This is a genomic window from Legionella dresdenensis, assembly GCF_042649825.1.
GTDB classification, from domain to species: Bacteria; Pseudomonadota; Gammaproteobacteria; order Legionellales; family Legionellaceae; genus Legionella_C; species Legionella_C dresdenensis.
Genome location: NZ_JBHSAB010000001.1, coordinates 20,035 through 32,076, shown reverse-complemented (window position 1 = coordinate 32,076; position 12,042 = coordinate 20,035). Strand labels below are relative to the sequence as shown.

The window sequence follows — 12,042 nt, the reverse complement described above, 5'->3', positions numbered from 1 at the left end:
CTAACCCACCTTTGCACAAGACAATTTTTGTAGGTTAGGCCATTTTGACCCAACATTACCAATCTCCAATCAGCCCTTGGGTTTGGTGTATTTGAGAAATGCTTGTTGGGTCAAACGACCCAACCTACACGTGCAATCACTCTTTCACCCTTCCAGGATGAGATTCTTTTAAAAAGAAAGCTACAATAATGAAGCTCAACAAATAGCATATGGGCATCACAAGCAGTGCTTTATTGTAATTGGCTGTTGAATAGACATGAACACCGCCGGTTTGATACCAGTCATTGCTGAAGTGATGGAGAAATATACCAACCAAAGGTTGAAATACTGCCCCGCCAATCAATACCGATAAATTGTTAAAACCGGAGGCTGTACCTACAAGCTCAGCGGGATTATTATCCTTGACTACAGCGAAACTGACAGTCTGTCCGCCTGCGCCTATGCCAAACATGAGTAAAACCCAGTACATTTGACTCAACGAAACATTAGGCACATATAAAACCAGAATAGTGGCAATCAAGCCAAATACGGAACTGATGGCCAAGGCTATACGTCTGCTTTCGATACGGTCGCTAACCCAGCCCAGAAGCGGGCTGCCAATTCCAATACCCAGCCAGATCATGCTACATAAACTGGATGCAGTAATGACACTGATGTCAAATTTCTGCTGCAGATAGGGAACACCCCATAGTGCGGCAAAAACAGCGATAGGAGTCCATATTGCGCAGGCATAAAGACCTATATGCCAGGTATAGGATCGGCTGCATACTGCATGTAACCGTTTCCATTCATCAATAAATTGCCGTTTCGGCGCGGTCTGGGTAGGCTGATGCGGATAATCCCTGATAACAAGCCAAATTAACAAAGCCAGCGCCAGGCCAACAAATGCCAGAATGAAGCTGGCCGAACGCCAGCCAACATGCTCAATCAGTGCCGCCAGAGGCACTTCGCCAAACATGGCGCCTACTGAACTCATTAACTGCGCAATACCGGCAAGGAAAGCAAATTGCCGGGGCGGGAACCAGCGTGAAATCAAAACCAAAACGCCAATAAATGAAAATGCTGAACCAACGCCGATCAGAAAACGGCCAAGACCCGCAGTAAACAGGCCTGAGGTTGACGCAAAAAAGAAAGAGCCTGCTGCGCATAAAATCAGGGCGTAAGTCATGAGTTTACGCGGCCCGTAACGATCAAACATTAACCCGGCGGGTAATTGCATTGGCGCATAGGCATAAAAATAAAAAGCCGATATGATGCCAAACCCGGCAGCGTTAACCTGAAAAGTGCGCATCATCGAGTCGGCCATGACGCTCGGAGCTACTTGAAGGACGAACTCGTACAAATAAAATGATGCCGATAGCAAAAAAATAATATAAGCATTAAACCTGCCTGGAGCAGGTGAATTGGATAACTTTGTGTTCAATGGCTTAACTTGATTATTGAAAATCACACATTACAACGCAAGCAGGCTGTATAGTCAAGTGAATGTCGGGGCAAAACGCCACAACCTGCTTTTATGTTTAAATCTTTATAGGTTGGGTTGCTTTGACCCGACAATTCGTTATCATGGCAAAATTCCAGCCGGATAAATCGCCCCTAAAATAGCCGCGTGCCTGGCCCCTGTAATCGTTGACAGATTAACGGGTGTTCGCGTTATAGTCTTCTCAGCAAGCCAGGCAAACATCATTGCCTCAATATAATCGGGACTGATACCCAGAGCCTGCGATGAAATCACCTCAACGCCAGATAATAATTCAGAAAGCGCGGCTAATAATGCCCGATTATGTGCCCCCCCGCCACAGATAATCAATTGGCCGGGCATGGCAGCCTCAGCTCGAACGGCATTGGCGATAGTGTGCGCAGTCAACCGTAACAACGTTGCCTGGATATCTTCAGGATTATATTTTTTTAAATAATTAAGGCGCTGATTAAGCCATTCCAGCGAAAAATATTCTTTTCCTATGCTTTTGGGCGCTGATCGGGAAAAATAGCTGTCTGCCAGCATCTTATCCAGCAAGGAATTAATTATTTTACCCGTTGCAGCCCAATTGCCATTGTCATCATAAGGCATTTGCAAGTGCATGTCTGTCCAGGCATCCATCAGGCAATTGCCAGGGCCGGTATCGTAACCTTTAACCGAACCTGAATCGCCAAGCCAGGTAATATTGGCAATACCGCCCACATTAACGACTGCAAGCGGATAGTAATTTTTCTTAAACAGGGCCTGATGGTACACTGGCGCAAAAGGGGCCCCCTGCCCGCCTGTAGCCAGATCGCGGGTTCTGAAATCGGCAACCACGGTAATTCCAGTCATTTCAGCAATAGTATGGGCACAACCTAATTGTACAGTATAGGGAATTTTAGCCATGGCATCGTGAGCTATCGTCTGGCCATGGCTGCCAATGGCGGTAATATCACTCGCCTGATAATTGCTTTCTGCCAAAACCTGCATAGCCGCCAGTGCGAACTCACAACCCAGAATAGTGTTCAGCTGGTTAAAATAACCAATTTCCTGTTTAGTCTGAACTAATGCCTGATCAAGAAAATGCTGGGCATGTTCACTATATGGACGTGTTATGCCATGGATAAATTGATGATTATCTGTATTAATCAATGCCGCATCAATACCATCCATACTGGTTCCTGACATTAATCCTATATATAAACTCATAGTTATATTTCCTAATTTATATGCGATACTTAAGCCGTTCGATATTGAGATCATAAACATGGTTAATAACAAAATACAGGTTTTTTATATTGGTTTTTTATCAGCATTCTCGCTGATTGTTTTTGATCTTTATCAACCGGCACTGCCAGCAATCACAAATTATTTTCATACTACTCATGCAGCCGCTCAATTAACCTTAAACCTGTTTTTCTTCGTGTTTGGCATTTCTCAGTTAATTTGGGGCCCTTTAATTGATCATTATGGCCGGGTAAGAATTTTAAATTACAGTCTGTATCTTTTTACGTTTGCAACGCTCGTCTGTGTTTTCGCAACCAGTATCGAGATATTAATTATAGCCAGGACATTACAAGGATTTACAGTCTGTTGCGCCAATATCGTTGCCTTTTCATCTTCGCGCGATATCAGCGATGCTGTTGAACGAGCGCAAAGGCTGTCGTTTATTTCAATGATTGTTTCGGTGTCGCCTATCATATCTCCTTTAATCGGTTCAATCATTTTTATTAATTTCGGCTGGCGGGCAACATTTATATTTATGATACTGATTGGTTTTGTTTTATTCTGGTTGTCTTCTATAAACCTTGAAGAATCCCCTTTCTGGAAAAAAAAGGAGCATCATGTCTCCATTATTCAATCATTGATGGATTATCGCGTCATTTTGAGCCATAAAAAATTATGGCGTTATATTGCCATCATCAGCTTTTCATATTCCTGCATTATGATAACTGTTACAAACGCATCGTTTATAATTATAGATAATTTACACCGGGATCCATTAACGTATGCGGTTATCTTTGCCAGTAATGGCGTCACGATGGTGCTGGGAAATTACCTGGGCATCTATTTAAGAACAAAACGCCCTATGATCTGGAATATTCATTTTGGTTCGGCAACCCTTCTATTCAGTGCAACTCTGATGTTGGCGTTATTTTATTTCTACGGCCTGACATTGCTTACATTGGCGCCTGTGTTAATCATTAATTTAGGCATTTGTTTTACCAACGCTCCCAGTTTATCGCTCGCATTATCCGAATACACAGACAATGCCGGAACAGCCACCGCAATACTAAATATGTCCAGAATGGTTTTCGCTTCCATTATCAGTGCAATAAGCGGTATTACAATCGCTTATTCGCCTTTATATTTACCCTGGTTTTATTTTTTATGTGCATTAGCCTGTTTCTTAATCGCCTATGGCCGAGGCACGGAGAACAAATAAGAGCCAAAAGGTGTGTTGGGCTTCACAGCCCAATACTCCTTATACAGAGCATGAAGAGTCTGATTCGTTGTCATCCTCAATATTCACGACTTCAAAATCGTCAATGGTCAGGGTTTCTGGTGGAATCTCTTCCGTTTTTGCCCACATGTTTGATATCTTCAATAGGGTGGTTGCTGCAATCGGCGCAACAATGTTCGTCACCTTTTCAACTACTGTATAACTGGAAGCAGCATCCTGTGCCTCTTTAATATTTTTTTCAATACTTACCTCTAACCCTAAAAATTTTTGTAGATATTTTTGGTCTAAAGTTCTATCGCTTTGTGTTGCTTGAAATAGTAATTTATAACGGGGACCATGCTGCACGGGATTAATTAAGACGGCGCCAAGCTGACATGCATGTTCGCGTAGCATTGTATTATCAAACTTTTTATAATATTTAGCAGGATAAGAATTGTAGCGATCATAAAGCTTTGTATATTCTCCCAGCTCTGTAAAAAACCGGCATAACAATTCGCTTCTCTCTGCACGTAAAGCTATCCATTCTTCCCCATCTTCAATGATGTCATCCTGTCGCGCTTTCTCAATATTAGCAAGGAGCTCATCAGAAATATTTTTAAACCTGTTTAACGCTTCTTTCATGGAATGCATCAGGCAAAATTTATTCGCCGGCTCAATACAGGCAATTTTACTGATGTTTTTATTATAGTTTCTTTCTGCTTGTATTATTTCCTGAACCACGCGACTATTAAAAACAGCTTTTGGCATTTTTTTCTCGCAATAAACAATTAAAAAATTAGTATAATTTGCTAACATTAAGGTAAAATTAACAAAAGGCAGCCATAATGAATAAAAATAGTCATATAGCTATTGTAGGCGGCGGCGTTGCCGGGCTTGAAATTGCTACTCAGCTGGGAAATACCCTCGGCTCGCGCAAACAAAATACGATTACTCTTATTGACAAGGATTTTGTTCATATATGGAAACCAATTTTGCATACCATCGCGGCTGGAACCAATGATCTGTACCAGCAACAGGTTTCTTTAACGGCACATGCTTCCCAACATCATTTTACTTATGTACCCGGCGAAATGGCGGGCCTTGATCGCACTCAACGCAAGATTAAATTAAAGCCAATTACCATGCCGGATGGCATTGAAATTGCCCCTGCGCGGGAAGTTGAATATGATGTGCTGATTATTGCCGTGGGCAGTCATGCCAATGATTTTAATATTCCAGGGGTTTCCGAGCGCTGTTTTTTTATTGATAGCCGCACTGAGGCCGATCAGTTTAATCAACATGTACGGATGAATCTCCTGCGCTGCGCTTTAAATCGCTCGGGCATGACGATATCCGTTGTCGGTGGCGGGGCAACAGGGGTTGAACTGGTCGCTGAACTGGTTCAGCTTGTTGAAATGACTGAAAATTACAGCAATATAAAATTTCAAAAACCCATTTCCATTAACCTGATTGAAAGCGGTTCTCGCCTGCTCTCCGCTTTTCCGGAAAAAATCTCAATTGCAGTCAAGGAGCTCTTGTCAGGGCTTGGTATTAATGTGATGGTTAATACTAATGCAGTTGCTGCTGAAGAAAATGGTTTAAAGCTCAATGATGGTCGTTTAATCGAATCAACCCTGATGGTTTGGGCTGCCGGCGTTAAAGCGCCTGATTTTCTGAATTCGCTTGATGGGCTTGAAACTCAGAAAAATAACATGCTGTGTGTCAAACCGACGTTACAGACTACCCTGGATGATAACATTTTTGCAGTAGGCGATTGTGCGTATGTTGTCAGCGGCGGTTTACCACCTACTGCACAAGTTGCGCATCAGCAAGCAAAATTTTTAATTAAATATCTGCCAAAATATTTAAAAGGCAAACCGCTCCCTCCCTTCCATTACCGGCATTTAGGCGGTTTTGTTTCTTTGGGGAAATACAATGCTTATGGCTCGCTAGGAAAGTATGGTTTATTGCGGGGGCTATTCCTGCAAGGGATAATTGCCAATTGGACCTATCATTATATTTACCGTAATTATCAGAAAAGCATTCATGGGATAATTAAAGGGTATTTATTGTGGTTGTCGGAGAAGATCAATAAATTGGTACACCCGAGGATACGTTTGGATTAGCTGAGTATCTGGGCATGTTTGGCATAAGCGTCAATGAGGGAATTCGGACATATATACAACTTTCTATTTTAAGGTATAATATTGAACAATTTAGATCAATATAAAACAGGAGGAATTATATGCCTCGTTCTACCGAAATTTGTGCTGCTGCCCAAGCTGGTAATAAAGAAGCCCTCTACACATTATTAAATAGCGTTAAAGATAAAGCTGAAAAGTCAGACCTTCTTCGCGATGCAATGTACAGTGCCGGCCTTGCAGGAAATACAGTACTGGTAGAAGCTCTCTCTACAGACATGAATGCCCCTATTGCTGATGCTCTTTGTGGCGCTGTAGCAGGTAAGCAAACACAATTAGTTCACGATATATTATCTAAAAATAGCAATTTGATTCCTTTAGCTAGCTATTGTGCAATAAAATATAAATGTGTCGAGCTTGAACAAGAACTGAATACCAAATGGAAACCTGATTATAACCGTGTTGCCTATCACGCAGTTTTTATGCAGGATTTAGAGGTTTTAGATGCATTACTTGAAAGCGAATATACTTTAGATATGAAGACGATTATTGGATGTGTTGTTAACCCCCAATATTATGATCGTAATTTTGCTATTCAATTCCAACAGGAATTTAAAGAAATTCCAGTAGATTTCATGCTAAAAAAAGCTCATGAAGCAAACAATGCAGATTGCGTTATGGCTTTGGTTCCTGCTGTGCTTGAGGAACATGTATCTGTTAATGCCAGGAATATACAGAAAATAAGAGAACTAGAGGCTGCTCTTGGAAGATTTAGCCAGTATGCTGAGGAAGCATCGCGCAGCCCCTCAGGAGCTCCTTTAATTTCAGAGCCGGCAACCCCAGTAAAACGGGAACCAACCGCTGCTCAGTTTTTTTCACACGCTGAACCTTCATCAACATCAAATGCTCCAACCACTTCTCCTCAGCCCAGCAGTTGAGGTTTTGGTCATGGCGTCATCCCGCGAAGGCGGGGATCCATCTATCAAACAAGGTAGGGAGCCGACTTGAGAAATGGATTCCCGCCTTCGCGGGAATGACAGTATCCTTAACTTAATAGCAGTGCCCTAAACCTCCCCCAGAACTTTCTCATTCGCTACTTTAAAACAACGTTCAAAATTTGCAGTTGTCTGCCTGGCTAATTCCTCATAATCCATCTGCCGCAATTCACTAACTGCCAGTGCGACATATTTAACCAGTGCAGGATGGTTTTGCTTGCCGCGGAATGGAACCGGTGCCAGAAATGGGGCATCGGTTTCAACCAGTAAGCGATCCAGCGGCACTTTCTGAGCGACTTCCTGAAGCTGGGTCGCGTTTTTAAAGGTTACAATGCCGGAAATTGAAATATAAAACCCCATTTCCATCGCTTGTCTGGCAACCTCCCAACTTTCAGTAAAGCAGTGCATAACGCCGCCAATATCACGAGCGTTTTCTTCCTGCATAATCTTAATAGTGTCTTCCGCAGCCTGGCGGGTATGAATAATAAGTGGTTTGCCGGTTGATTTCGCAGCATGAATATGGCGGCGGAAACGCTCACGCTGCTGATCAAGAGCTTCTTCTTCTTTGACTCGGTAATAATCAAGCCCGGTTTCGCCGATAGCAATACAGGATGCGTGGCTATTAGCCAGATTTATTAATTCCTCCGTGTCTGGTTCACCGGCAATTTCATTGTCCGGATGCAATCCGACTGAAATTTTCACTTGTGGAAAACGATCGGCAATTTTGCACAGCTCAGGATAATCTTTAAGCTCAACACAAACGCTCAGGAAGCGGGAAACATCATTGGCTTCGGCCTGGGAAATCACTTCATCAAGCTGATAATTAAAATCATTCAACTCAATGAAATTCAAATGGCAATGAGAGTCGACAAGCATGGTATCACATCGTATCGTTTAATTGAGCCGATTTTAGCATGCCTGCCAAATAAGTCTCAATTTTATTACAAAAAAGACGGCAGTTCTCGCTGGTAAACTGAAGTCCCATTCCTGCAGGCTTATTACCCTGCGCCCCGCGTGGCGTTATCCAGGCTACTTTTGCGGTAATACAATATGGATCAGGCTCTTGTAAAAGATAAACCAATAAGTTAATCGGCGTCCCCAAAGGAAAGCACTGATTAGTGCGCACAAATAAACCACCTCCCTTTAAAAAGGGCATATATGAAGTAAAAAGTGCTGATTCTGTCTGGAAAGAGCAAGTGATTTGTTGTACATCATTTGTCATATTACTTCTCCGGCATAGCCAAGCAGTAAATCCTCAAGCGTCAGTAACTGATTAATATTAATAGTATGGTTTATTTTTTTTGTTATTGCTGAGATTTTACCCTGTTGACTGAATAAATTAGCCGGTTTAAATTGATTTGCCAATTGCATAAGTTTTGGCATGGAGGGATTAACGTGTTGTTCTGGAGTAAAAAAGTCGTTAATTAATTGAGCATTTATCAAATATAGCAACCAAATTAAACTGCTAAAGTCATAATCCGCCCATTTTTTTGCCAATTGGCAACTGGTTAATTTACCCGCTTTCAACTGGAGTAAATCATCAAGTATAGTCTCAAGGCAGCTATATATTTTACCGCGAGCGCTGTCAGGCGGATAATGGGCAGCTTCTTTCAGGTAATTATAATTTTCAAGCGTATTATTCCCTGCTAGTCGCCAATGCTGGCAACGGCTAATAATAGTTGCTGGCAGCGTATTAACCTGTTCTGCAGCAAGGATAAAATAAGTATTATCTGGCGGCTCTTCCAAAATTTTCAGTAATGCGTTGGCTGCTGCAGTATTCATTTTGTCGGCCGGATGGATAATAATAACCCGGCTAGGGCCTAATTGCGGTGAGGTGAAGATCGCAGCCTGCAGTTCTCTTAACTGATCAATTTTGATTGAACTACCCTCTTTTTCTGGAGTCAACCAGGTTATATCGGGATGCTGGGCAATTGCGTACAAGGTGCATGATTGGCATTGTCCGCAGCCTGTTTTACAAAAAACACTTGCTGCGAGTATCCCGGCCAGTGCCGGCAAATTTTCATATTGTGGCCCGGTCAATAAAATGGCATGAGCAAGCCGGCCTTGTTGATGAGTAAGCGTAAATCGCTCCCCAAGCGGCTGATGAGCAGGATATTGTTTAAAGTGTTCGGCAAATATCATGGTTAATAAAATCTTCCAACTGGCTAGTAATTGCTTTCCTGACTATATTAACAGGCGCTGATGCATCAATTATTCGTACATTATCCAACTGTTTAATAACCTGATGATAAGCTTGATATACCCGTTCAAAGAAATCAATTGATTCCTGCTCTATACGATCAAAAGAGCCTCGCCGTCTGACTCTTTCCATACCCTGGCGTGGTGAAACGTTTAAAAACAGGATTAGATCAGGTTTGAAATCGCCCAGACAAATGGCTGACAAATTATCAATAATGGATTTATCCAACCTGCGCCCGCCCCCCTGATAAGCATAAGTTGATAATTCGAAACGATCAGCAATTACCCAGAGCCCCTGTTGTAAAGCCGGTTTGATTACTTGCTCAACCAGTTGCACTCGAGCAGCATACATCATTAATAATTCACTGCGCTCTTCCAGCTTTTCTGTACCTGGTTCTTTAACAATGCTACGCAATTTTTCGCCAATCAGCGTACCGCCTGGCTCACGGGTGACCACAACCGTTTTGCCTGAGCGTTCAATAACTTTTTTGATAATTTGAATGGCCGTACTCTTGCCAGCGCCTTCCAGCCCCTCCACAACAATGAATTTTCCAGGTTTTGTCATTGCTTATCCTTACTTATGCAGGTATCGGGAAATGGCTTCAAGTTGCTGACGGTAATTCGTTGAAAACTCATGGGAGCCATCACCTTTGGCAACATAATATAAATAATTGGATTTTTGTGGGTGAGCGGCAGCGTCAATTGCGTCTTTACCAACCATTGCAATGGGTGTAGGCGGCAGTCCACGGTAACGATATGTGTTATATGGCGAATTAATTGCCAGATCCGGATGGCTCAACCGACCTTTAAAATCAGGGCCAAGAGCATAGATTACGGTCGGATCCATCTGCAATGGCATGTGTTTATTAATTCGGTTTACCATCACGCCAGAAATAATTTTGCGCTCTTCTGATAATGCCGTTTCCTTTTCAATGATAGAGGCAGCAATCAGCATTTCATAAGATGATTTATAAGGCAGTTCCGGATCCCGGTTATTCCAGCTTGTACCAAGATAATTTAACAGGCTTTTATTAGCTGTTTGCAGCAGCTTTTTGGCATCGCTACCGCCATCGTAATGATAGGTATCTGCCAACAACAGACCTTCCGGACTGGAATAGTTGCCTTGTACCAATTTCCAATCATCAGGATTAAAAGCAAGATAGGGAGCTTGCTGCAGATTTTGAGTAACCTGATTTTGGGTAGTACCTTCTATAATACGAAATGCCAGTACTAACACATCGCCATCCACAATCCGATCAAGTAATTGGATGACAGACTCATTGGGCTTAATTTCATATACGCCTGCTTTAAGGCGGTTTGCCAAGTGCTTGTATTTGATATAATTGAGCACTAACTGATTTGAATAAATTAAATTTCTATCAAAAAGCTGTTGGACCAGCGCATTTGCAGAGGAGCTCGGCTTGATCTCAAGGATATCCACAACGCCTTCAGCCATGGGTTTGTTCAGTAAATAATAAATTCGGTAGAAATAAAGTGCGAATCCGATAACAAGCAGCGCCAGCAAAGAACAAACGATTTGTTTAAGCAGGCGCACGCTGATTATACCCGTCTAAAGACTAAACTTCCGTTGGTACCACCAAATCCAAGTGAATTACTCAACACGTATTGAATTTTTCTATTTTGTGCTTCATGCGCAACATAGTTCAAATCACAACCTTCATCCGGGTTATCGAGGTTAATTGTTGGCGGAGCAACATTATCCCTGATTGCCAGAATGCTGAAAACCGCTTCCACCGAGCCGGCAGCACCAAGCAAATGCCCTGTCATGGATTTGGTTGAACTAATTGCAAGTGTATAAGCATGATCTGCAAAAACACGTTTTACTGCTTTGGTTTCGTTCATATCATTCAGATATGTTGATGTACCATGCGCATTAATATAATCAATTTGATCGGGATTAATACCAGCGTCACGGATAGCAATTTCCATTGCTCTGGATGCGCCGTCTGCATCTTCATCTGGAGCTGTAATGTGATAAGCGTCGCCAGACATACCAAATCCTGCCAGCTCAGCGTAAATTTTTGCGCCTCTGGCTTTGGCATGTTCGTACTCTTCAAGGACCAGGATTCCAGCGCCCTCTCCCATCACAAAACCATCACGATCTTTATCCCATGGCCGTGATGCCTTTTCTGGCTCATCATTGCGTTTGGATAAGGAACGTACTGCTGAGAAACCGGCCAGGCACAACGGTGTAGTAGTCATTTCAGCGCCGCCGCAAACCATCACATCAGCATCGCCATAAGCAATCATACGCCCTGCCAGGCCAATATTATGGGTTCCGGTAGTACACGCGGTAACCACAGAAATATTAGGTCCTTTCAGGTTATGCTGTATTGAAATCTGTCCAGCTACCATATTAATGATACCAGCTGGAATAAAAAACGGAGAAACCTTGCGTGGTCCGCCGGCGACCAATTTGTCCTGATTGTTAGTAATTGTTTCAATACCGCCAATCCCGGCACCGACAGCAACCCCTGCACGCAAGGCAATTTTTTCATCAATCACAAGACCGGAATCATGAATGGCTTCACTCGCTGCAATGGTGCCATACTGAGTAAATACATCCATTTTCCGTGCGTCTTTTAACGGCATGTATTGCTCAATGTCGAAATTTTTGACTTTGGCCCAGATTTTAGTTGGATAGTCAGTAGTGTCGAATCCTTCAACCATGCCGACGCCACTTTTACCAGCAAGAATCCCTTGCCAGGTCTGTTCTACATTATGACCTAATGGGGTAATTGCCCCCATTCCGGTCACTACTACTCGCCGCTTGCTCAATGA

General features: G+C 42.7%; 12 protein-coding genes. 3 read left to right on the top strand and 9 right to left on the bottom strand.

Annotation, left to right across the window (positions count from 1 at the left end; genetic code table 11):
• Positions 1–136: 136 nt before the first annotated feature.
• Together ACFORL_RS00150 and ACFORL_RS00145 are read right to left on the bottom strand one after the other, a co-directional pair.
• The gene (locus ACFORL_RS00150) at positions 137–1,423 is read right to left on the bottom strand and encodes an MFS transporter (RefSeq protein WP_382339892.1); all 1,287 of its coding nucleotides are present in this window, start codon (positions 1,421–1,423) and stop codon (positions 137–139) included.
• Between the two features lie 141 nt (positions 1,424–1,564).
• Entirely contained in the window at positions 1,565–2,671 is a 1,107-nt protein-coding gene (locus tag ACFORL_RS00145; RefSeq protein ID WP_382339890.1) for an anhydro-N-acetylmuramic acid kinase, read from the bottom strand.
• Between the two features lie 58 nt (positions 2,672–2,729).
• Here ACFORL_RS00145 and ACFORL_RS00140 point away from each other — a divergent pair, with 58 nt between their 5' ends.
• Positions 2,730–3,908: a multidrug effflux MFS transporter gene (locus tag ACFORL_RS00140; RefSeq protein ID WP_382339888.1), complete on the top strand. Its 1,179-nt coding sequence runs from the start codon at positions 2,730–2,732 to the stop codon at positions 3,906–3,908.
• 39 nt (positions 3,909–3,947) lie between these two features.
• Here the strand turns inward: ACFORL_RS00140 and ACFORL_RS00135 are convergent, their stop codons facing one another.
• Positions 3,948–4,673 carry a RhoGEF domain-containing protein gene (locus tag ACFORL_RS00135; protein ID WP_382339886.1) on the bottom strand — a complete coding sequence of 242 codons (726 nt, stop codon included), beginning with the start codon at positions 4,671–4,673 and terminating at the stop codon, positions 3,948–3,950.
• A 77-nt stretch (positions 4,674–4,750) separates the two neighbouring features.
• Here ACFORL_RS00135 and ACFORL_RS00130 point away from each other — a divergent pair, with 77 nt between their 5' ends.
• Complete coding sequence (locus tag ACFORL_RS00130; protein WP_382339884.1) at positions 4,751–6,031, top strand: NAD(P)/FAD-dependent oxidoreductase; 1,281 nt, start codon at positions 4,751–4,753, stop codon at positions 6,029–6,031.
• Between the two features lie 119 nt (positions 6,032–6,150).
• Positions 6,151–6,984: a hypothetical protein gene (locus ACFORL_RS00125; protein WP_382339882.1), complete on the top strand. Its 834-nt coding sequence runs from the start codon at positions 6,151–6,153 to the stop codon at positions 6,982–6,984.
• A 126-nt stretch (positions 6,985–7,110) separates the two neighbouring features.
• On the opposite strand, the gene ACFORL_RS00120 is transcribed toward ACFORL_RS00125, so the two are convergent.
• From ACFORL_RS00120 to fabF, 6 genes are read right to left on the bottom strand one after another with little or no spacing between them, the layout of a single operon-like run.
• Complete coding sequence (locus ACFORL_RS00120; protein ID WP_382339880.1) at positions 7,111–7,917, bottom strand: TatD family hydrolase; 807 nt, start codon at positions 7,915–7,917, stop codon at positions 7,111–7,113.
• A 4-nt stretch (positions 7,918–7,921) separates the two neighbouring features.
• Entirely contained in the window at positions 7,922–8,263 is a 342-nt protein-coding gene (locus ACFORL_RS00115) for a PilZ domain-containing protein (RefSeq protein ID WP_382339878.1), read from the bottom strand.
• Complete coding sequence (locus ACFORL_RS00110; RefSeq protein ID WP_382339876.1) at positions 8,260–9,183, bottom strand: DNA polymerase III subunit; 924 nt, start codon at positions 9,181–9,183, stop codon at positions 8,260–8,262. The genes ACFORL_RS00115 and ACFORL_RS00110 overlap by 4 nt, the downstream gene beginning before the upstream one ends.
• Positions 9,161–9,805 carry a dTMP kinase gene (gene tmk / locus ACFORL_RS00105; protein WP_382339874.1) on the bottom strand — a complete coding sequence of 215 codons (645 nt, stop codon included), beginning with the start codon at positions 9,803–9,805 and terminating at the stop codon, positions 9,161–9,163. Before tmk ends, ACFORL_RS00110 begins: the two co-directional genes overlap by 23 nt.
• A 9-nt stretch (positions 9,806–9,814) precedes the next feature.
• On the bottom strand, positions 9,815–10,801 hold the full coding sequence (mltG, locus tag ACFORL_RS00100; RefSeq protein WP_382340835.1) for an endolytic transglycosylase MltG: 987 nt from the start codon (positions 10,799–10,801) through the stop codon (positions 9,815–9,817).
• Positions 10,801–12,039 carry a beta-ketoacyl-ACP synthase II gene (fabF, locus tag ACFORL_RS00095; RefSeq protein ID WP_382339872.1) on the bottom strand — a complete coding sequence of 413 codons (1,239 nt, stop codon included), beginning with the start codon at positions 12,037–12,039 and terminating at the stop codon, positions 10,801–10,803. The genes mltG and fabF overlap by 1 nt, the downstream gene beginning before the upstream one ends.
• Between the last annotated feature and the right edge of the window lie 3 nt (positions 12,040–12,042).

Excerpts from the sequence above, each read along its gene's own strand:
- ACFORL_RS00125 (WP_382339882.1), top strand. The coding sequence starts at position 6,151 with ATGCCTCGTTCTACCGAAATTTGTGCTGCTGCCCAAGCTGGTAATAAA.
- ACFORL_RS00130 (WP_382339884.1), top strand. The coding sequence starts at position 4,751 with ATGAATAAAAATAGTCATATAGCTATTGTAGGCGGCGGCGTTGCCGGG.
- ACFORL_RS00110 (WP_382339876.1), bottom strand. The coding sequence starts at position 9,183 with ATGATATTTGCCGAACACTTTAAACAATATCCTGCTCATCAGCCGCTT.
- tmk (WP_382339874.1), bottom strand. The coding sequence starts at position 9,805 with ATGACAAAACCTGGAAAATTCATTGTTGTGGAGGGGCTGGAAGGCGCT.
- ACFORL_RS00135 (WP_382339886.1), bottom strand. The coding sequence starts at position 4,673 with ATGCCAAAAGCTGTTTTTAATAGTCGCGTGGTTCAGGAAATAATACAA.
- ACFORL_RS00115 (WP_382339878.1), bottom strand. The coding sequence starts at position 8,263 with ATGACAAATGATGTACAACAAATCACTTGCTCTTTCCAGACAGAATCA.
- ACFORL_RS00145 (WP_382339890.1), bottom strand. The coding sequence starts at position 2,671 with ATGAGTTTATATATAGGATTAATGTCAGGAACCAGTATGGATGGTATT.
- ACFORL_RS00140 (WP_382339888.1), top strand. The coding sequence starts at position 2,730 with ATGGTTAATAACAAAATACAGGTTTTTTATATTGGTTTTTTATCAGCA.
- ACFORL_RS00120 (WP_382339880.1), bottom strand. The coding sequence starts at position 7,917 with ATGCTTGTCGACTCTCATTGCCATTTGAATTTCATTGAGTTGAATGAT.